Annotated in this window: 20 protein-coding genes and 1 riboswitch; of the genes, 16 read left to right on the top strand and 4 right to left on the bottom strand. The window is 69.1% G+C overall.

Annotated features, from left to right (window positions below; all coding sequences use genetic code 11):
* Positions 1-17 precede the first annotated feature (17 nt).
* The 5 genes from Q5696_RS16135 to Q5696_RS16115 all read left to right on the top strand — a co-directional run bounded on the left by Q5696_RS16135 (position 18) and on the right by Q5696_RS16115 (position 5,120).
* Positions 18-2,183: an MMPL family transporter gene (locus Q5696_RS16135; RefSeq protein WP_305092290.1), complete on the top strand. Its 2,166-nt coding sequence runs from the start codon at positions 18-20 to the stop codon at positions 2,181-2,183.
* A 91-nt stretch (positions 2,184-2,274) separates the two neighbouring features.
* A complete protein-coding gene (locus Q5696_RS16130; RefSeq protein ID WP_305092289.1) occupies positions 2,275-2,541 on the top strand; it encodes a metal-sensitive transcriptional regulator in 267 nt (88 codons plus the stop codon).
* A gap of 47 nt (positions 2,542-2,588) precedes the next feature.
* Positions 2,589-2,975: a DUF302 domain-containing protein gene (locus Q5696_RS16125; protein WP_305092288.1), complete on the top strand. Its 387-nt coding sequence runs from the start codon at positions 2,589-2,591 to the stop codon at positions 2,973-2,975.
* Positions 2,976-3,001: 26 nt separating this feature from the next.
* Complete coding sequence (locus tag Q5696_RS16120; protein ID WP_305092287.1) at positions 3,002-3,895, top strand: LysR family transcriptional regulator; 894 nt, start codon at positions 3,002-3,004, stop codon at positions 3,893-3,895.
* Between the two features lie 148 nt (positions 3,896-4,043).
* Positions 4,044-5,120 carry a glycerophosphodiester phosphodiesterase family protein gene (locus tag Q5696_RS16115; RefSeq protein WP_305092286.1) on the top strand — a complete coding sequence of 359 codons (1,077 nt, stop codon included), beginning with the start codon at positions 4,044-4,046 and terminating at the stop codon, positions 5,118-5,120.
* Positions 5,121-5,146: 26 nt separating this feature from the next.
* Here the strand turns inward: Q5696_RS16115 and Q5696_RS16110 are convergent, their stop codons facing one another.
* Positions 5,147-5,611, bottom strand: coding sequence for a tRNA (cytidine(34)-2'-O)-methyltransferase (locus tag Q5696_RS16110; protein ID WP_305092285.1), 465 nt, complete (start codon positions 5,609-5,611; stop codon positions 5,147-5,149).
* Positions 5,612-5,763: 152 nt separating this feature from the next.
* Between Q5696_RS16110 and Q5696_RS16105 the strand changes: the two genes are divergently transcribed.
* Entirely contained in the window at positions 5,764-6,369 is a 606-nt protein-coding gene (locus Q5696_RS16105) for a pentapeptide repeat-containing protein (RefSeq protein WP_305092284.1), read from the top strand.
* A 17-nt stretch (positions 6,370-6,386) separates the two neighbouring features.
* On the opposite strand, the gene Q5696_RS16100 is transcribed toward Q5696_RS16105, so the two are convergent.
* Positions 6,387-6,905 (bottom strand): GNAT family N-acetyltransferase, encoded by a 519-nt coding sequence (locus Q5696_RS16100; RefSeq protein ID WP_305092283.1) that lies wholly within the window; start codon positions 6,903-6,905, stop codon positions 6,387-6,389.
* Positions 6,906-6,936: 31 nt separating this feature from the next.
* On the opposite strand from Q5696_RS16100, the gene Q5696_RS16095 reads away from it, so the two are divergent.
* Positions 6,937-7,797, top strand: a complete 861-nt coding sequence (locus Q5696_RS16095; protein ID WP_305092282.1) for a bifunctional methylenetetrahydrofolate dehydrogenase/methenyltetrahydrofolate cyclohydrolase — start codon at positions 6,937-6,939, stop codon at positions 7,795-7,797.
* 39 nt (positions 7,798-7,836) lie between these two features.
* Entirely contained in the window at positions 7,837-8,082 is a 246-nt protein-coding gene (locus Q5696_RS16090; protein WP_305095334.1) for a DUF3017 domain-containing protein, read from the top strand.
* Between the two features lie 7 nt (positions 8,083-8,089).
* Here the strand turns inward: Q5696_RS16090 and metX are convergent, their stop codons facing one another.
* On the bottom strand, positions 8,090-9,235 hold the full coding sequence (gene metX, locus Q5696_RS16085; protein WP_305092281.1) for a homoserine O-acetyltransferase MetX: 1,146 nt from the start codon (positions 9,233-9,235) through the stop codon (positions 8,090-8,092).
* Positions 9,232-10,524: a bifunctional o-acetylhomoserine/o-acetylserine sulfhydrylase gene (locus Q5696_RS16080; RefSeq protein WP_305092280.1), complete on the bottom strand. Its 1,293-nt coding sequence runs from the start codon at positions 10,522-10,524 to the stop codon at positions 9,232-9,234. The genes metX and Q5696_RS16080 overlap by 4 nt, the downstream gene beginning before the upstream one ends.
* A 140-nt stretch (positions 10,525-10,664) precedes the next feature.
* A riboswitch (SAM riboswitch) is annotated at positions 10,665-10,780 on the bottom strand.
* A gap of 145 nt (positions 10,781-10,925) precedes the next feature.
* On the opposite strand from Q5696_RS16080, the gene Q5696_RS16075 reads away from it, so the two are divergent.
* The 8 genes from Q5696_RS16075 (at position 10,926) to yhjD (ending at position 18,955) form a co-directional block, all read left to right on the top strand.
* Positions 10,926-12,305: an amino acid permease gene (locus tag Q5696_RS16075; protein ID WP_305092279.1), complete on the top strand. Its 1,380-nt coding sequence runs from the start codon at positions 10,926-10,928 to the stop codon at positions 12,303-12,305.
* A gap of 219 nt (positions 12,306-12,524) precedes the next feature.
* The gene (locus tag Q5696_RS16070) at positions 12,525-13,742 is read left to right on the top strand and encodes an NADP-dependent isocitrate dehydrogenase (RefSeq protein WP_305092278.1); all 1,218 of its coding nucleotides are present in this window, start codon (positions 12,525-12,527) and stop codon (positions 13,740-13,742) included.
* Between the two features lie 137 nt (positions 13,743-13,879).
* The gene (locus Q5696_RS16065; RefSeq protein ID WP_370654806.1) at positions 13,880-15,082 is read left to right on the top strand and encodes an MFS transporter; all 1,203 of its coding nucleotides are present in this window, start codon (positions 13,880-13,882) and stop codon (positions 15,080-15,082) included.
* A gap of 20 nt (positions 15,083-15,102) precedes the next feature.
* Positions 15,103-15,906: an exodeoxyribonuclease III gene (locus Q5696_RS16060; protein ID WP_305092277.1), complete on the top strand. Its 804-nt coding sequence runs from the start codon at positions 15,103-15,105 to the stop codon at positions 15,904-15,906.
* On the top strand, positions 15,906-16,394 hold the full coding sequence (locus Q5696_RS16055; protein WP_305092276.1) for a guanyl-specific ribonuclease: 489 nt from the start codon (positions 15,906-15,908) through the stop codon (positions 16,392-16,394). Before Q5696_RS16060 ends, Q5696_RS16055 begins: the two co-directional genes overlap by 1 nt.
* Positions 16,394-16,840, top strand: coding sequence for a barstar family protein (locus Q5696_RS16050; protein ID WP_305092275.1), 447 nt, complete (start codon positions 16,394-16,396; stop codon positions 16,838-16,840). The genes Q5696_RS16055 and Q5696_RS16050 overlap by 1 nt, the downstream gene beginning before the upstream one ends.
* 14 nt (positions 16,841-16,854) lie before the next feature.
* Positions 16,855-17,922 carry a tryptophan--tRNA ligase gene (gene trpS, locus Q5696_RS16045; RefSeq protein ID WP_305092274.1) on the top strand — a complete coding sequence of 356 codons (1,068 nt, stop codon included), beginning with the start codon at positions 16,855-16,857 and terminating at the stop codon, positions 17,920-17,922.
* A gap of 7 nt (positions 17,923-17,929) precedes the next feature.
* The gene (gene yhjD / locus Q5696_RS16040; RefSeq protein ID WP_305092273.1) at positions 17,930-18,955 is read left to right on the top strand and encodes an inner membrane protein YhjD; all 1,026 of its coding nucleotides are present in this window, start codon (positions 17,930-17,932) and stop codon (positions 18,953-18,955) included.
* The last annotated feature ends 15 nt before the right edge of the window (positions 18,956-18,970 follow it).

Genomic DNA, 18,970 nt, shown 5'->3' with positions numbered 1-18,970 from the left:
ACCGAAAGGCATCTCCCATGACCACCACTGGAGCGCGGCAGGACTCCCCGCCGCCATCCACCGCGTCCGCCGGCGGGCCACTCGCCCGGCTCGGCGCCGCGATGGCCGACAACTTCAAATGGGTGATCACCGCCTGGCTCGTGCTCGTCGTCGCACTCGGCGCCGCCGCACCGTCGGTGTTCAGCTCACTGGCCGGTGCCGGCTGGCAGGCCAACGGCTCCGAGTCCGTGCAGGTGCGCGAACTCGCGCAGGAACACTTCGGCGGCAACGCGTCGTCCGCGATCCAGGTCGTCGTCCACTCCGACGACAAGCCGCTCGACGACCCGGCCGTGCAGCAGGTGCTCGGTGACGCGACGTCGGTGCTGAAGGCCGACGCCCGCATCGGCGAGGTGATCCCGCCGCAGCCCGGCATGACCGTCAGCCCCGACGGGCACACCGGCATCCTCGTCGCCGGCGCGAACGCGAACACCGACGACATGGTGCGCGCGGTCGACGACCTGGGTGACGACCTGAAGGCCCTCTCCGGCGACGGTATCGACGTCTACCCGACCGGTGCATCGGCGCTGTGGAGCGACTTCAACAAGGCCAACCACGACGCGATGATCAAGGCCGAGATGGTGTCGTGGCCCGTCACGCTCGGCATCATGGTGCTCGCGTTCGGCTCCCTCGTCGCCGCCGGACTGCCGCTGCTGCTGACGATGGCCGGTCTGGTCGCGTCCGCCGGCGCGCTGGTGCTGCTCAACGAGATCACCCCGATCTCGGTGTGGGCCATGAACTTCGCGATGATGTTCGCGCTCGCACTGGGCATCGACTACGCACTGTTCCTCGTCGTCCGCTTCCGGGACGCGCTGCGCAAGACCGCGAACGCGCGCCTCGCCGTCGCCGAGACCATGGACACCGCCGGCAAGGCCGTGCTGCTGTCCGGGCTGACGGTGCTGGTGAGCCTCTCGGCCGTGCTGCTGGTGCCCGCACCCGCGGTCCGGACGATGGCGGTCGGCATCATGCTCGCGGTCGTGTTCGTCCTCGCGGCGACACTGACCCTGCTGCCCGCGGTCCTGGCCAAACTGGGCCGCAAGGTCAACGCCGGCTCGCTGCCGTACGCCAAGAAGCAGCAGGAGCAGACCGACGGCTCCCCGCTGTTCACCAAGTGGGGCAAGCTGCTCGACCGGCGCCCGTGGCCGTTCGCCGTCGGCGCCGTCGTGGTCCTGGTCGGACTGGCGATCCCGGTGTTCGGGCTCAAGGTCGCGATGCCGTCCATCCAGGTCGTCCCCGAGGACGCCGCGGTGCGCCAGGGCTACGAACTGGTGCAGGAACAGATGGGTATCGGTGCGCCGGGCGCGCTGCAGATCGTCGTCCCCGAGGCCGACGCACAGACCGCGGCCGAGGTCGCGGCAACCGTCGACGGCGTGGCCGCGGTGACGCCCGCGATGCCGGCGCCCGACGGTTCCGGCCTGGTGATGATGCAGGCGCTGCCGACGGTCGACCCGTCGGACCCGGCGCTCGGCGGCACCCTCGACACGCTGCGCGGCGACCTGCCCGACAGCGCCCTCGTCGGCGGTGCGCCGGCGGAGAACCTGGACCTGCAGCAGGCACTGAACGACTACCTGCCGCTCGTCGTCGGCGTCATCCTGGTGCTCGGCTTCCTGCTGCTGCTCGTGGCGCTGCAGGCCCCGCTGGTCTCCCTGATCGGCACCGTGGTGAGCCTGCTCTCGACGGGCGCGGCGTTCGGTGCGGCGAAGCTGATCTTCCAGGACGGGCACCTGTCCGGGCTGCTCGGTTTCACCCCGCAGGGCTTCCTCGACGGCTGGGGGCCGGTGTTCTTCTTCGCGATGATCTTCGCGATCGCGATGGACTACACGGTGTTCCTGCTGTCGACCGTCAAGGAGCAGTACGAGAAGACCGGTGACGCGCGCGGCGCCCAGATCGATGGCATGGCGCACTCGGGGCGGGTCATCTTCGCGGCCGCGGCCGTGATGGTGGGCGTGTTCTTCAGCTTCGCGCTGGCCGAACCGCTGCCGCCGAAGGAGATGGGCATCCTGCTCGGCATCGCCGTGCTGCTCGACGCCGTCCTGATCCGCCTGGTGCTGCTGCCGGCCCTGCTGCGGCTGACCGGCAACGCTGCCTGGTGGTCGCCGGCCTGGCTGCGCAAGGCCCTGCCGAAGATCACGTTCTCGCACGGGTGAGCCCGCGCCGGGTCCGGCTGATGATCGTCCTCACAGCCGGACCCGGCCGGATACCCCTGAGGGTAATCTGACAGAGAAACGAGGAGGTTCCATGACCGGAGACGAGGAGAGCATCGCACTGGTGCTCAACCGCCTGCGCCGCGCGCAGGGGCAGTTGGCGGGTGTCATCTCGATGATCGAGAACGGACGCGAGTGCAAGGACGTCGTCACCCAGTTGGCGGCGGTGTCCCGGGCCCTCGACCGCGCCGGATTCAAGATCGTCGCGAGCGGGATGCGGGAATGCCTGTCCGGCAACGGGAATGCGTCCGAGCCGCTCACCGAGGCGGAACTGGAGAAGCTGTTCCTGGCGCTCGCCTGAGTATCGAAACGACCACTGCACGAACCGACCACTGCGAGGAGACGATCATGGAATTGGGAATCTCGACCCGCGTGAACACCACGTTCGACGACGCGATCACCCGGACCCGGGCAGCGTTGCAGGAGCAGGGTTTCGGTGTGCTCACCGAGATCGACATGCAGGCGACGCTGAAAGCGAAGATCGGCGCCGACATGGAGCAGTACGTGATCCTCGGGGCCTGCAACCCGCAGCTCGCGCACCGCGCCGTCGGGGTGGACCGGCAGATCGGTCTGCTGCTGCCGTGCAACGTCGTCGTCCGTGGTGACGGTGACGGCGTCGTCGTCGAGGCCATGAACCCGGCGATCATGGTGCAGGTGACCGAGGATCCCGGGCTCGAGGAGGTCGCCGCCGAGGCGACCACTCGATTGCGGGCCGCGATCGACGCTCTCGCCTGACCGGTCGACCGCACTAGTCTGGCGGTATGCCGCTTTCGCGCCGGGTACCGGACCTCGCTGCACTCGACGTGCTGGTCACGGTGGGTCGGCTCGGCAGCATGGGTGCCGCCGGACGGGAACACGGCCTCAGCCAGCAGGCCGTGAGCGCCCGGGTGCGGTCGGCCGAACGGCTCCTCGGGATCCGCGTCTTCGACCGTGGCGCCGGCGGTGTCCGGCCCACGTCGGAGGGCGCGCTCATCCTGGAGTGGGCGTCCGCGATCCTCGACACCGCCGAGGAACTCGCGTCCGGGGCGGCGGCGCTGCGCGGGGAACGGCACGCCAACCTCACCGTTGCCGCCAGCATGACGATCGCCGAATACCTCGTCCCCGGCTGGACGGTCGCGATGCGCCGCAAACATCCGGCCGTCGTCACGTCCGTGCACCTGTGCAATTCGGCCGACGTCGCCGCGCAGGTGCGAGCCGGGGACGCCGACCTCGGATTCGTGGAGGGGCCGGCCGTCCCGGACGGGCTGCGCTCGGTGGAGGTGGCCGCCGACGAACTCGTCGTGGTGGTTCCGCCCGGACACCAGTGGATCCGGTGCGCCCCGATCACCGTCACCGAACTGGCCGCCACCCCGCTCATCCAGCGCGAACCGGGCTCCGGCACCCGCACCACCCTCGAACACGCCGTCCCCGACTGTGTCGAACCGTTGCTCGAACTGACGTCGTGCACCGCGGTCAAAGCCGCCGTCGTCGCCGGCAACGCGCCCGCCGTCATGTCGTCACTGGCCGTCGACGCCGACCTGCACGACGGCAGGCTCGCCGCCGTACCCGTCGCCGGACTCCGGATGCCGCGGCGCCTGCTCGCGGTGTGGGACGAGACCCGCGGACTGCGCGGCGCCGCCCGCGACTTCCTCGACATCGCCCGCGACGACCGGTGAACGGTTGCCGGACCCCGGCCGGCAGTCTCGGGAAAAGATCGTGAACGGTCGTGAAACTGTCTGTGCTCGAAAAGAATTCACCGTAGTGCGCTGTTAGCGTCCGGTCCGTTACGCCCCGTTCGGGGTGTTCGGACGTGAAAGGACTCCCATGTCGCACATTCGTCGTTTCCCGGCGCGCGCCGCCGCGGCGGCCATCGCCGCTGCCGCTGCCGCAGTCGGTGTTGCCGCGGCGCCCGCATCGGCGTCGCCGCTGACCGAGCTGTTCGGCTCCCTCGGCTCCGGCTCGCTGAACGTCGGGTCGTCGGCCGATCCGGGATCGAATCTGCCCGACGGTTTCGACCTGCAGGCGCACCGCGGCGGCATGGGCGAGACCGTCGAGGAATCGCTGCCCGGCTTCCGGAAGGCGATCGAACTGGGCGTGACCACCCTCGAACTGGACATCGTGATGAGCAAGGACGGGGTGCCCGTCGTCTGGCACGATCCGACGATCTCGTCGAAGAAATGCTCCGACACCGCGCCCGCCACCACCGGAGACCCACAGTTCCCGTACGTCGGCGACGCTGTTCACGACCTGACATGGGCGCAGCTGCAGACCCTCGACTGCGACAAGAAGCAGGCCGGTCACCCCGACGCCGAAACGATCGAGGGCAACAAGCTGATCCAGCTGCGCGACGTGTTCACACTCGCCGCCGCGCACCGGGCGGACGTGCACTTCAACATCGAGACGAAGATCGAAGCCGACCGCCCCGACCTGACCGCCACCCCGCAGGAATACGTCGACGCGATCCTGCGCGAGGTCCGCGCGGCCGGCGTCGTCGACAAGGTCATGATCCAGAGCTTCGACTGGAGCTCGCTGCCGCTGGTGCGGGCCGCGGAACCGTCGATCCCGCTGGTGATGCTGTGGAACGAACCGAAATGGGTCACCGGGTCACCGTGGACCGGCCCCGTCGACTACGACGCCGTCGGCGGCGACATCTTCGCCGCCGCACAACAATTGGGGGCCGACGTCATGTCGCCGACCCACACCCTCGTCGACGCGAACCTGATCGAAGGCGCCCACGACGCCGGACGCCGCGTCGTCCCGTGGACCGTCGACGACCCCGCCCGCATGAACGAACTCGTCGACCTCGGCGTCGACGGCATCATCACCAACTACCCGACCCGGCTGCGCACCGTCATGGCCGACCGCGGCATGCCCCTGCCGCAGGGCTATCCGGCGCCGTGATCAGACGCCGCCCTCGCTGAGGCCGTTTATTCGCCTCCGGCGAAGCCGTGCTGGCGCCAGGCCTCGTAGGTGACGACGGCGGCCGCGTTGGACAGATTCAGGGAACGGCGTCCCGGCACCATCGGGATGCGGACCCGGTCGGTGACGTGCGGATCGTTCAGGACCTCCTCGGACAGCCCGGTGGGCTCGGGGCCGAACAACAGCACGTCACCGGCCCGGTAGGCGACCTCGGCATACGACGTCGACGCGTGGGCGGTGAACGCGAACACCCGCTCCGGGTTCAACGCCGCCCACGCCGCCTCGAGATCCTCGTGCACCGTCACCGACGCCAGATCGTGGTAGTCCAAGCCCGCGCGACGCAGCTTCGGCTCCGACAGATCGAACCCCAGCGGCCCCACGAGATGCAGCTCGCACCCCGTGCCCGCGACCATGCGGATCGCATTACCGGTATTGGGGGGAATGCAGGGCTGATGGAACATCACTCGGAACACGGCGTCCAGCTTGCCAGGCGCCCGGTGGCAGCTTCGTGCCGGTGGTCTCTGGCGTTCTGTGCAGCTCTCGCGCATGCAGGGCACGTCGGTGACGGTGTCCGGCCGCACGCTGCGCATTCGCACATGTCGGTCCCTGCGGGCAGCATGGAGGTATGGCAGCGGACCTTGTGGAGATCGTGGGGGAGGATTTCGCGGATGCGCGTCTTCCCCAGCAGACGTGGACCCGGCAGCACTACACGGGGTGCTCGTTCCGGGACGCCGATCTGAGCGGACTGCGCACCGAGTTCACGGTGTTCACGGACTGCGATTTCACGGGCACCGATCTCGCCGACTCGCACCACTTCTCGACCGCGTTCCGGTCGTGTACCTTCACGCGGGCGACACTGTGGCACAGCAGTTTCCGTAGCTGCAGTCTCCTCGGCTCGACATTCACGGACTGTCAGTTGCGGCCGCTCCAGGTCGAGGAGGTCGACTTCACGCTCGCATCACTGGCCGGTGCCGACCTGCGCGGCATCGACTTCACCGACTCCCGCTTCCGGGAAGCGAACCTCGTCGGCGCCGACATGCGCGGCGCGGTCCTGCAGTCCGTCGACCTGTTCGGCGCCCGCGTCCAGGGAGTGAAACTCGGCGGCGCCGATCTCCGCGGCGCCCACGTCGACCCCGTCCTGTGGACCACCGCCGACCTCGACGGCACCCGCATCGAACTCACCCAGGCCGTCACCTACGCCGCCGCCCACGGCCTCGTCGTCGAACACTGAGAACCCGGGAACCCGGCTCAGCGCACCAACTCCCGGGCCAGTAGCTCCATCATCAGCCCGTCCCGCCACACCCCGTCCGCGCCCAGGTAGTACTCGCGCATGACGCCGACGTCGCGGAAACCCACCTTCCGGTAGCACGCGATCGCAGCAGCATTCGCGGCCTCCGGGTCGATGACGATGCGATGGAATCCGTGGTCGTCGACGAGATGCGCGCACAGCACCCGCACCACTTCGGTTCCCAGGCCGCGCCCGTGCACCGCCGGATCGAGGAACAGGTCGATCCCGGCGTGCCGGTACTCCGGCTCCGGCTCGTGATACCACTGCACGAACCCGATCACGGCACCGTCCAGGAGCACCGCGTACGCGGTCGTCCCCGGCTCGGGGGCCGGCCAGTCGGCGTCCGGTTGCTTCCACCACCGGGCCACCTCCGGTGTCCCGTGGATCTCGCGGAGCCGGCCGCGGTGCTCGGGTCGGATCGGCGTCAACACCACGCGCGGGCCGGGAAGATCGGACGGAAGTTGCGGAGCCGATGACATGCGGCGACCGTAGCCTGGAACAATGGTCGCCGTGACTGCAACGATCCTGGACGGCAAAGCGACCCGCGACGAAATTTTCCTCGACCTCGAGGCCAGGGTGGCAGCCCTGAAGGAGAAGGGCATCACGCCCGGCCTGGGCACCATCCTCGTCGGCGACGATCCCGGATCCGCGTCCTATGTGCGCGGCAAGCACAACGACTGCGCCAAGCTCGGTGTCGCGTCCATCCGCCGTGACCTGCCCGCCGACATCACGCAGGCCGAACTCGAGGCCGTCATCGACGAACTCAACGCCAACGACGAGTGCACCGGCTACATCGTGCAGCTGCCGCTGCCCAAGCACCTCGACGAGAACGCCGCCCTCGAGCGCATCGACCCCGACAAGGACGCCGACGGCCTGCACCCCGTCAACCTCGGCCGTCTCGTCCTCGGCAAGGAGGCCACGCTGCCGTGCACCCCGCGCGGCGTCGTGCACCTGCTGCGCCGCTACAACGTTCCGATCGACGGCGCCCACGTCACCGTCGTCGGCCGCGGCGTCACCATCGGCCGGCCCATCGGCCTGCTGCTGACCCGTCGCACCGAGAACGCGACCGTCACCCTCTGCCACACCGGCACCAAGGATCTGGCTGCCGAGACGCGTCGCGCCGACATCGTCGTCGCCGCCGCCGGTGTCGCCGGCCTGATCACCGCCGACATGGTCAAGCCGGGTGCCGCGGTGCTCGACGTGGGTGTCAGCCGCACCCCGGACGGCCTGCGCGGCGACGTCGCCGACGACGTCCGTGAGGTTGCCGGTTTCGTGTCCCCCAACCCGGGCGGTGTCGGCCCGCTGACCCGCGCCTTCCTGCTCGCCAACGTCGTCGAGCGGGCCGAGAAGCTCGCCGGTCTGCGCGACTAGGACGCGTCCGTGACGCAATTCGTGCGCAGGAACCTGCCGATGCTGGCCGTCCTCCTCGTGGTGGCCGTCGCATTCGGGCTGGTCCTCGCCGATCGGTGGCGGCGCGGTGCCCTCGTCCTCGGGGGTGCCGCGCTGCTCGCGGCCGGATTCCGGGCCGTCCTCGCGCCCGACCAGGTGGGGCTGCTGGCGGTGCGCGGCAAGGGATTCGACGTCGTCTCCATGACGGTCGTCGGCGCCGCGATCATGACGCTGGCCGCATCGATCGATCCCCTCGGGACCGACTGAACGTCGGTCAACGCCGGCGGGCCTCCCGGGCCAGCTCCATCGTTTCCTTCAACAGTTCGGCCACCGCGTCGGCCTCGGTGAGGAAGCCGTCGTGGCCGTCCCGCGATTCGAGGACCCGCAGGCCGTCGCAGCCCGGCAGGCCGTCGGCCAGTTCCTGCTGCAGGCGCAGCGGATACAGCCGATCCGAATCCACGCCGCCGACGATCGTCGGGACGGGGGTTGCCGCGAGGGCCACCTCGACACCGCCGCGGCCGCGGCCCACGTCGTGCCGGTTCATGGCCTCGGTCAACAGCACGTACGTGCCCGGATCGAACCGGGACACCAACTTGCCGGCCTGATGGTCGAGATAGCTCTGGACGGCGTACCGTCCACCGGTCCACGGGTTCTCGCCGGACTGATGCTCGTTCGCGAAACGTGAATCGAGTTCGTTCTCGGTGCGGTACGTCAGGTGCGCGATCCGGCGGGCGAGGCCCAGCCCGGTCCGCGGGACTCGGCCGGTGCCGTGGTAGTCGCCGCCCTGCCAATCGGGGTCGCTCTCGATGATCCGCATCTGTGTGGTCTGGGTGCCGATCTGGTCGGCGGTGGCGCGGGCACCGACCGCCAGCACCAGTGCCGCATCCACCCGGTCCGGATACCCGACGATCCATTCGAGCGTCCGCATGCCGCCCATCGAGCCGCCCACGACGGCCGCGAAGCGGTCGATGCCGAGCAGGTCGGCGAGGGCGACCTCGGCGGTCACCTGATCGCGGATCGAGATCCCCGGGAACCGGGATCCCCAGTAGGAGCCGTCGGCTGTCAGCGAGCCGGGGCCGGTGGTGCCGCGGCAGCCGCCGAGCACGTTCGTGGCCAGCACACACCATTCGTTCGTGTCGACCGGTGCGCCCGGGCCGATCATGCCGTCCCACCAGCCGGGGGAGGGATGATCGTCGTCGGCGGGCCCGGTCACGTGCGAGTCGCCGGTCAGGGCGTGTTCGACGAGCACCACGTTGTCGCGGTTCGGGGACAGCTCGCCCCACCGCTGTACGGCCAGGGTGACGTCGGGCAGCACCGCACCGTTCTCGAGTTCGACCGAGCCGATGTCGACGAAGCCCAATTGCCCGTCCGGCGGGGGGAACCCCGCCGGACGGGCATGGCGAACCGAACTGACCGTCAAGATGCCGCCGCCGCGAATCCGGTCTCGAGGTCGGCGATGATGTCGGCGATGCCCTCGATGCCGACGGCCAGGCGCACCAGGCCCGGCGTGACACCGGCGGCGAGCTGCTCCTGCGGGGTCAGCTGCGAATGCGTCGTCGACGCGGGATGGATCACCAGCGAGCGCACGTCACCGATGTTCGCGACGTGGCTGTGCAACGTCAGCGCGTCGACGAACTTCTTGCCCGCGTCGACGCCGCCCTTCAGTTCGAACGTCACGATGGCACCCGTGCCGCGCGGCGCGATCGTCTTGCCCCGCTCGTACCACGGCGACGACGGCAGACCCGCGTACGACACCGTCGCCACCTCCGGGTGCGCCTCGAGGAACTCGGCGACGGCCTTCGCGTTCGCGACGTGCCGCTCCATCCGCAGGCTCAGCGTCTCGATGCCCTGCGCGATGAGGAACGCGTTGAACGGGGAGACGGCGGAGCCCAGGTCGCGCAGCAGTTGCACCCGCGCCTTGAGTGCGAACGCCGGCGCACCCAGATCGGCGTAGACGACACCGTTGTAGCTCGGATCCGGGGTGGTGAACACGTCGTGCCGGCCCTGGGTCCAGTCGAACGTGCCGCCGTCGACGATCACACCGGCGATCGAGGTGCCGTGCCCGCCGAGGTACTTGGTCGCCGAATGGACGACGATGTCGGCGCCGTGCTCGAGCGGCCGGATCAGGTACGGGCTCGCGACGGTGTTGTCGATGATCAGCGGGAGACCGTTCTCGTGCGCGACCTTCGACACCCCCGGGATGTCGAAGATGTCGTTGCGCGGATTCGAGACGGACTCGCCGTAGAACGCCTTCGTGTTCGGTCGGATCGCGGCCCGCCACTGCTCGATGTCGTCCGGATCGTCGACGAACGACACGTCGATACCCAGCCGGCGCAGCGTGTAGTGGAACAGGTTGTAGGTGCCGCCGTAGACGCGCGGGCTGGCCACGATGTGGTCGCCGGCTCCTGCGAGGTTGAGGATCGCGAACGTCTCCGCGGCCTGACCGGACGCGAGCAGCAGGGCCGCCACGCCACCCTCGAGTGCGGCGATCCGCTGCTCGACGGCGTCCTGCGTCGGGTTCATGATGCGGGTGTAGATGTTGCCGGGCTCGGCCAGACCGAACAGTGCGGCCGCATGATCGGTGCTGTCGAACGTGTACGACGTGGTCTGGTAGATCGGCAGCGCCCGCGCGTTGGTGGTGCCGTCGGGCAACTGGCCGGCGTGGACCTGCTTCGTCTCGAAGCTCCAGGTGTCCGTGATATCGGTCATGAGTCGTCTGCTCCGGATTCGGGAGTAGGGGAGAGCCGACGGCGATTGTCGCGCGCCGGGATGACTGGGCTACCTACGACAACAACACATCATGAGAACCTCCGGTGGGGCATGGCCCGGTCAGTGGGTCCGTCCCAGCGGACCCGCGCTTGTCACCCGACTCGCGTCGGGAAACCTGGTCATCACCCGGGGCACCCCACCGCGGTTGGAGGGTTGCCGGCCAGCGAGCCGGGGCTTGACGCTGACACTCTTGACCTGACCGCCGATAGTAGCGGTATCGACCGCGCGGTTGGAAGGAGGGCGGCAGGAAACGCATCACGGACATAGCGACCTGCTGTGATGTGGCGCACCGAAATACTCTTGCTGTCGACACCGCCCCCTTGTCGACCGGGAGTTCGATCGTGAAAGACACCGCCGCACCGCTGCACCGCGGACTCACGGCGCGCCACATCCGCTTCATCGCGCTCGGGTCCGCGATCGGCACCGGACTGTTCTACGGCTCGGCGGAGGCGATCGAGAAGGCCGGCCCCTCGGTACTGCTGGCGTACCTGATCGGCGGCGCCGTCATCTACCTCGTGCTGCGGGCGCTCGGCGAGATGGCGGTGAGCAACCCGGTGTCGGGGTCGTTCGGCGAGTACGCGAGCAAACACCTCGGCCCGTTCGCCGGATTCGCCACCGGCTGGACGTACACGTTCGAGATGATCGTCGTGTGCCTGGCCGACGTCACCGCGTTCGGCGTCTACATGGGGTTCTGGTTCCCCGACGTACCCCGCTGGATCTGGGTGCTCGCGGTCGTCTTCTTCATCGGCGCCCTCAACCTGCTCAGCGTCAAGGTGTTCGGTGAGGTCGAATTCTGGTTCACCCTCGTCAAGATCACCGCCATCGTCGCGATGATCGTCGGCGGCATCGCCGTCCTGATCTTCGGGTTCGGCATCCACGACACGTCCGCCGGCGTCTCCAACCTGTGGGCCGACGGCGGCTTCTTCGCGACCGGCTTCGGCGGTTTCCTCGCATGCTTCGCGATCGTCATGTTCGCGTTCGGCGGCACCGAGATCATCGGTATCACCGCCGGCGAGGCCGAGGACCCCGAACGCACCATCCCCAAGGCCATCAACACCGTGCCGGTGCGCATCATCCTGTTCTACGTGCTCACCCTCGCGGTCATCATGGCGATCAACCCGTGGCAGTCCGTCGATGCGCAGGGCAGCCCGTTCGTCGAGATCTTCTCCGGGCTCGGCCTCGGCCCGGCCGCGACGGTCCTCAACATCGTCGTCATCACCGCCGCCCTGTCCGCGATCAACAGCGACGTGTTCGGTGCCGGACGCATGATGTACGGCATGGCGCAGCGCGGTCAGGCGCCCGCCGTCATGCGCCGCGTCTCCCGCGCCGGGGTGCCGTGGATGACCGTCGTCATCATGGTGGTCACGCTGCTCGTCGGCGTCCTGCTCAACTACCTCATTCCCGAGCGGGTGTTCCTCGTCATCGCGTCCATCGCCACGTTCGCGACCGTGTTCGTGTGGCTGATGATCCTGCTGTCGCAGTACCGTGCCCGGAAGGCCATGACCGCCGACGAGGTGAAAGCTCTGAAGTTCCCGGTGCCGCTGTGGCCGTACGGGCAGCTCGCCGCCATCGGGTTCCTCGTCTTCGTCATCGCCCTCCTGGCCTTCGACGTCGACACCCGTGTCGCGTTCGTCGTCGGCGCCGGCTGGCTCACCCTGCTCGCCCTCGCCTATCTGCGTTGGGTCCGGCCACGCACTGAAACTTTGGTTACCCACGAGTAGGGTGTGAGGTTTCCCGCCCGGTGGTTGCCATCCGAACGAATAGCAGTACGCTCGTCATGTTTGGGTCGGTTCCGTGACGGGAGGCCCGAACCGATACGTTGGATAATCGAACCGTTGGCGGACTCACCCACAAAGTGGTCTGCGCACCCCCGATACCCAGGGGACCTGGCGCCCAGGTAGCGGCGCCAGGGACACTTCCTAGGAGGACGCGAAGCCCCCATGTCCAAGATCAAGGTCGAAGGCAAGGTCGTCGAACTCGACGGCGACGAGATGACCCGCATCATCTGGCAGTTCATCAAAGACAAGCTGATCCACCCCTACATCGATGTGGATCTCGAGTACTACGACCTGGGCATCGAGCACCGCGATGCCACCGACGACCAGGTCACCATCGACTCGGCGAACGCCATCAAGAAGCACGGCGTCGGCGTCAAGTGCGCGACCATCACGCCGGACGAGGCTCGCGTCGAGGAGTTCGGCCTCAAGAAGATGTGGCGTTCCCCGAACGGCACCATCCGTAACATCCTGGGCGGCACCATCTTCCGTGCGCCGATCCTGATCTCCAACGTCCCGCGTCTGGTCCCGGGCTGGACCAAGCCGGTCATCGTCGGCCGTCACGCGTTCGGCGACCAGTACCGCGCCACCGACTTCAAGGTCCACCAGGCCGGCACCGTCACCCTCACCTTCACCCCCGAGGACGGCTCCGAGCCGATCCAGCACGAGGTCGTGAAGATGCCCGAGGACGGCGGCGTCGTCATGGGCATGTACAACTTCAAGAAGTCCATCCAGGACTTCGCGCGGGCCTCGCTGTCCTACGGCCTGCAGCAGAACTACCCGGTCTACCTGTCGACCAAGAACACGATCCTCAAGGCCTACGACGGCATGTTCAAGGACGAGTTCCAGCGGATCTACGAGGACGAGTTCAAGGCCGAGTTCGACGCCGCGGGCCTCACCTACGAGCACCGCCTCATCGACGACATGGTCGCCTCCTCGCTCAAGTGGGAGGGCGGCTACGTCTGGGCCTGCAAGAACTACGACGGCGACGTCCAGTCCGACACCGTCGCGCAGGGCTACGGCTCGCTCGGCCTGATGACCTCCGTGCTGATGACCCCGGACGGCAAGACCGTCGAGGCCGAGGCCGCGCACGGCACCGTCACCCGCCACTACCGTCAGCACCAGCAGGGCAAGCCGACGTCGACGAACCCGATCGCGTCGATCTTCGCGTGGACCCGTGGTCTCGCGCACCGCGGCAAGCTCGACAACAACCCGGAGCTGATCGAGTTCGCGAACCAGCTCGAGGACGTCGTCGTCAAGACCGTCGAGAACGGCCAGATGACCAAGGACCTCGCGCTGCTGATCGGCCCGGACCAGGGCTGGCAGACCACCGAGGAGTTCCTCGCGACCCTCGACGAGAACCTGCAGAAGGCGCGCGCATAGTCGCGTCGCCCCGGTAGCGTCACAGCGGTACCGAAACGGGACGTTCCCCACACGGGAACGTCCCGTTTCCGTTTCCCCGATAGGCTGGCCCGTCCGCCGCCCACAGGCGACGGCGCAGGATTCGCGGAAGGCTCTTCTTGACCAGCACGCTCCCCACCAGGGAACTTTCGACCCCTGTCGTCTCGTCCACCGTCCGCCGCCGGGCGATGTTCGCGCTCGCGATGGGCGGCTTCGGTATCGGTACCACCGAATTCGTGGCGATGGGACTGCTGCCGCAGATCGCCGGCGGCCTCGGCGTCTCCGAACCGACCGCCGGTCACGTCATCACCGCGTACGCGCTCGGTGTCGTCGTCGGCGCACCGCTCATCGCGGCCCTGACCGCCCGCACCCCCCGCAAGGTGCTGCTCATCGCACTCATGGTGGCGTTCACCCTCGGGAACGCGGCCGCGATCGTCGCCCCGAACTACGGCGGGCTGATGGTCGCCCGTTTCGTGGCCGGTCTACCGCACGGAGCCTACTTCGGGGTCGCGTCGCTCGTCGCCGCGCACCTCGCGGCCCGCGGGCAGCGTGCCAAGGCCGTCGCGACGGTGATGGCCGGTCTCGCCGTCGCCAACGTGATCGGAGTGCCGGTCGCCGCCTGGATCGGCCAGCACCTCGGCTGGCGCAGCGCGTTCGCCGTCGTCGCCGTCATCGGCACGGCGACCGTGCTCGCGATCTGCGCGTGGGTGCCGCCGCTGCAGGATCTGCGCACCAGCGATCCACGCACCGAACTCGGTGCCCTGCGACGCGGTCAGGTGTGGCTGACGCTGATCGTGGGCACCGTCGGCTTCGGCGGCATGTTCGCCGTCTACACGTACGTCGCGTCGACGATGACGGAGGTGGCGGGGCTGCCGATGACGCTCGTCCCGGTCGTCCTCATGGTCTACGGGCTCGGCATGGTCGCCGGCAACGTGCTCGGCGGGGTGCTCGCCGACCGGGCCCTCACCCGCGGCCTGTTCACGGTCCTCGCCGCACTCGTCGTCGTCCTGGCGGTGTTCGCGGTCGCCGCCCGCAACCCGTACACCGCACTGCCCGTGCTGTTCCTCATCGCCGTCGCCGGATCGGCGCTCGTCCCGGGCCTGCAGACACGGCTCATGGACGTCGCCGCCGACGCCCAGACCCTCGCCGCGGCCCTCAACCACTCGGCCCTCAACATCGCCAACGCGTTCGGCGCGTGGATCGGGGGTGTCGTCATCGCCGCCGGCTTCGGCTACACCGCCCCCGCCCTCGTCGGTGCCGGGCTGGCCGCGGCAGGCCTGGCGGTGCTGGCGCTCGCCGTCGCCACGGCCCGCCGTCGGTGACGTCCGCTACGGTTGCCCGCGTGCCCCACATCATCACCACCGTGAACGTCAACGGCGTCCGCGCCGCGGCCCGCAAGGGACTGCTCGCATGGCTCGCCGGCTCCCAGGCCGACGTCGTCTGCCTGCAGGAGACCCGCGCCACCGACGACCAGCTGCGCGACACCCTCGCCCCGGCCCTGGACGCCGGCTGGCACATCGCCTCCGCGGAACCGGCCGCGAAGGGCCGCAACGGGGTGGCGGTGCTGTCCCGGCGGCCCGCCGACGCCGTGCGCATCGGCTTCGGGGACGACGAGTTCGCCGACGCCGGCCGCTACCTCGAGGCCGACTTCGACGACCTCACCGTCGGCAGCCTGTACCTGCCGACGGGGGAGGCCGACACCCCCAAACAGGAGCAGAAGCAGCGGTTCATGACGTCGTTCGCCGCGCATCTGGGCCGCAGTGCCGAGGCCGCGGCCGCCGCGGGACGGGACGTACTCGTGTGCGGCGACTGGAACATCGCCCACACCGAGCGGGACATCAAGAACTGGAAGGGCAACGTCAAGAAGTCCGGGTTCCTGCCGGAGGAGCGGGCCTGGGTGGGAGCACTGCTGGCCGACGGCACCTGGACCGACGTCGTCCGCCGCCTGCACCCGGACGTCGACGGCCCCTACTCGTGGTGGTCGTACCGCGGCAAAGCGTTCGACACCGACGCCGGCTGGCGCATCGACTACCACCTCACCACCCCGGCGCTCGCCGAGCGGGCCAAGGAGGCCGTCGTCGAACGCGCCGACACGTACGCCGAGCGCTGGTCCGACCATGCCCCCGTCACGGTCCAGTTCCGCTGATGGCCGCACCGAAATCGAAGAACCCGATCGTCGCGCTGCTGGTGGCCCTCGCGGGCCTGGCGGTCGCGGTGTTCGTCGGCACCACCCAGATCGGTGGGGACACCGATACGGCGGCCGCCACGACCACCACCACGAGTGTCACGGCGTCGTCCGCTCCGAAACCTGCGGTACCGAAGACCACGTCACCGAAGACCACGGCGCCCGTGGACTCCACGATCCCGCAGGCCGTGTGGGCAACGCTCGCGGCGGTCGACGCCGGGCGCTGGCCGCCGTCCGACGCCCCCGGCACCCAGGGCGGCCGCACGTTCGGCAACCACGAGGGGCGGCTGCCCGCGTCGAACGACGGGCAGAAGGTTCGCTACCAGGAGTGGGACGTCAACCGGAAGCAGCCGGGCCGCGGCCGTGACGCCGAGCGCATCGTCACCGGCAGCGACGGTTCCGCGTGGTACACCGACGACCACTACGAGACGTTCACGAGGATGCGCTGATGCCGTCCGTGCCGGTGTTCCCGCCGGGCCTGTCGCTGCTGGTCGCCGATCCGCGTCGCACGGCCGGGATCGAGGAGGCGCTGCGCGACACCGGCCACCCGGTGCGGCACGTGCGGGGACGGCGGATGCCGACGGTCGCGGCCCTGTTCGACGAGTTCGCGGCCGCCCTGCAGTTCCCGTACTACTTCGGCCGCAACAAGGACGCGTTCGACGAGTGTTTCGGCGAGATCGGTGACACCGTCGGAGCGGGGGCCGTGATCGTCGTCCTCGACGCCGACGTCCTGCTGGCCGAGCAGCCGGAACAGCTGCCGTGGTTCGTGGCCGCCGCCTCGGACACGGCCGCCGCGGTGGTCCTGCAGGCGCGGCCCGGGCACGCGGACCCGGTGGTGGCGCGGTTCGCCGCGGCCGGTGCCGACCTGCCTCGCAGCGTCGATCCCGGCGCGTGACAGTATCGAGAATTATGTCGAGCACTGCAGAAACTCCTGAGGTATCCCCCGAGACGAATCCGGCAGCACCGGCGAAGGCGAAGCCGCGCGTCCTGTCGGGTATCCAGCCCACCTCCGACTCGTTCCATCTCGGGAACTTCCTGGGGGCGCTGCAGCAGTGGGTGCCTCTGCAGGACGACTTCGACGCCTTCTACTTCATCCCCGACCTGCACGCCATCACGGTGCCGCAGGAACCGAAGGAGCTGCGCAACCGGACGCTGCGGGCGGCCGCACAGCTGCTCGCGCTCGGTATCGACCCGGAGCGGTCGACGCTGTTCGTGCAGAGCCAGGTGCCCGAGCACGCCGAGCTGGCGTGGGTCCTCAACTGCCTCACCGGGTTCGGTGAGGCCGCCCGCATGACCCAGTTCAAGGACAAGTCCGCGAAGCAGGGCAGCGAGCATGCGAGTGTCGGCCTGTTCACCTACCCGGTCCTGATGGCCGCCGACATCCTGCTCTACCGCCCGCAGCGGGTGCCGGTGGGCGAGGACCAGCGTCAGCACCTCGAACTGGCCCGTGACCTCGCCGGCCGGTTCAATTCCCGCTACGGCAAGACGTTCGTCGTCCCCGAGGCGCAGATCATCAAGGGCACCGCCAAGATCTACGACCTGCAGGATCCGCGGGCGAAGATGAGCAAGTCCGCCGCCACCCCGGCCGGTCTGATCAACCTGCTCGACGACCCGAAGGTGTCGGCGAAGAAGATCAGGTCCGCGGTCACCGACAACGACCGCGAGATCCGGTTCGATCCCGAGACCAAGCCGGGTGTGAGCAACCTGCTGACCATCCAGTCGGCACTGTCGGGGACGAGTATCGACGCTCTCGTGGCCGGCTACGAGGGCCGCGGCTACGGCGACCTCAAGGCGGACACCGCCGAGGTGCTGACCGAGTTCGTCACCCCGCTCAAGGCGAAGGTCGACGGCTACCTCGCCGACCGCGCCGAACTCGACCGCATCCTCGCCGCAGGCGCCGACCGGGCCCGTGACGTCGCTGCCCGGACGCTCGGCCAGGTCTATGACAAGGTGGGATTCCTCACGACCAGGAGGTAACCCGTCGATGGCCGACGCCGCACCCAGCTTTCTCGACCGGCAACGAGCGGCGCGGCCGTGGCTCGACCACCTGGTGCGGGCCGGTGGGCGCTACCAGCAGCAGAAGGGCGACTACTACGCCGCCGGGATCACCTATTTCACGATCCTGGCGATCGTCCCGATCCTGATGGTGGCGTTCGCCGTCGCCGGTTTCGTGCTCGCCGGCAACGCCGACTGGCTCACCGAGATCCAGGACCAGGTGAGCAAGAGCATGCCCGGCGGTCTCGGGGAGACGATCAACGGTCTCATCGACTCGGCGATCGAATCGCGGGCCTCCGTCGGTGTCCTGGGCCTGCTCGGTGCCGCCTACGCGGGACTCGGCTGGACCGCGAACCTGCGGAACGCGCTCACCGCGATGTGGGAGCACACCCACGAATCGACCGGCTTCGTCACCACCAAACTCCGGGACTTCGCCGCCCTCCTCGGTCTCGGACTGGCGATGCTGGTCACCTTCGGCCTGTCCGCGCTGAGCAACGGGCCCATTGCGAAACAGGTCGTCGACTGGCTCGGGCTCGAGAACGTCACCGGAATCGGCGTCGTCCTGCGGATCGCGTCGCTCGTGATCGGCCTGCTCGCGACGTGGGCGCTGCTGACATGGGTGATCGCGCGGATGCCCCGCGAACCCGTCACCGTCCGCAGCGCCGCCCGCGCCGGATTCTTCGCGGCGATCGTCTTCGAGATCTTCCGGCAGGTGGGAGCGATCTACCTGGCGTCCGTCAGCCAGGGGCCGGCCGGTGTCGCCTTCGGCCCCATCCTCGGTCTGCTCGTGTTCAGCAACCTCACCGCCCGGCTCATCCTGTTCGCGACCGCGTGGGCGGCCACCGCCCGCGAGAACCTCGAGAACGCGTTCGTGCCGCCACCGGACCCGGCCGTCATCCGGCCCCGAGTCCAGATCCGGGACGGTGTCTCCGCGAAGGAGGCGGCCGCCCTCACCGGTGCGGGGGCCCTCGCCGCGCTCGGGCTCGCCGGACTGTGGCGCCGGCGCGGGGAGTGACCCGCACCCCACTCG

The sequence above is a fragment of the Prescottella sp. R16 genome (assembly GCF_030656875.1).
Lineage (GTDB): Bacteria > Actinomycetota > Actinomycetes > Mycobacteriales > Mycobacteriaceae > Prescottella.
This window is presented reverse-complemented; position numbering and strand designations above follow the sequence as displayed.

What these genes read in the sequence shown, in the direction of transcription:
- Q5696_RS16135 (WP_305092290.1), top strand. Translation starts at nt 18, where the DNA reads ATGACCACCACTGGAGCGCGGCAGGACTCCCCGCCGCCATCCACCGCG.
- Q5696_RS16130 (WP_305092289.1), top strand. Translation starts at nt 2,275, where the DNA reads ATGACCGGAGACGAGGAGAGCATCGCACTGGTGCTCAACCGCCTGCGC.
- Q5696_RS16125 (WP_305092288.1), top strand. Translation starts at nt 2,589, where the DNA reads ATGGAATTGGGAATCTCGACCCGCGTGAACACCACGTTCGACGACGCG.
- Q5696_RS16120 (WP_305092287.1), top strand. Translation starts at nt 3,002, where the DNA reads ATGCCGCTTTCGCGCCGGGTACCGGACCTCGCTGCACTCGACGTGCTG.
- Q5696_RS16115 (WP_305092286.1), top strand. Translation starts at nt 4,044, where the DNA reads ATGTCGCACATTCGTCGTTTCCCGGCGCGCGCCGCCGCGGCGGCCATC.
- Q5696_RS16105 (WP_305092284.1), top strand. Translation starts at nt 5,764, where the DNA reads ATGGCAGCGGACCTTGTGGAGATCGTGGGGGAGGATTTCGCGGATGCG.
- Q5696_RS16100 (WP_305092283.1), bottom strand. Translation starts at nt 6,905, where the DNA reads ATGTCATCGGCTCCGCAACTTCCGTCCGATCTTCCCGGCCCGCGCGTG.
- Q5696_RS16090 (WP_305095334.1), top strand. Translation starts at nt 7,837, where the DNA reads ATGCTGGCCGTCCTCCTCGTGGTGGCCGTCGCATTCGGGCTGGTCCTC.
- Q5696_RS16080 (WP_305092280.1), bottom strand. Translation starts at nt 10,524, where the DNA reads ATGACCGATATCACGGACACCTGGAGCTTCGAGACGAAGCAGGTCCAC.
- Q5696_RS16070 (WP_305092278.1), top strand. Translation starts at nt 12,525, where the DNA reads ATGTCCAAGATCAAGGTCGAAGGCAAGGTCGTCGAACTCGACGGCGAC.
- Q5696_RS16055 (WP_305092276.1), top strand. Translation starts at nt 15,906, where the DNA reads ATGGCCGCACCGAAATCGAAGAACCCGATCGTCGCGCTGCTGGTGGCC.
- Q5696_RS16050 (WP_305092275.1), top strand. Translation starts at nt 16,394, where the DNA reads ATGCCGTCCGTGCCGGTGTTCCCGCCGGGCCTGTCGCTGCTGGTCGCC.
- trpS (WP_305092274.1), top strand. Translation starts at nt 16,855, where the DNA reads ATGTCGAGCACTGCAGAAACTCCTGAGGTATCCCCCGAGACGAATCCG.
- yhjD (WP_305092273.1), top strand. Translation starts at nt 17,930, where the DNA reads ATGGCCGACGCCGCACCCAGCTTTCTCGACCGGCAACGAGCGGCGCGG.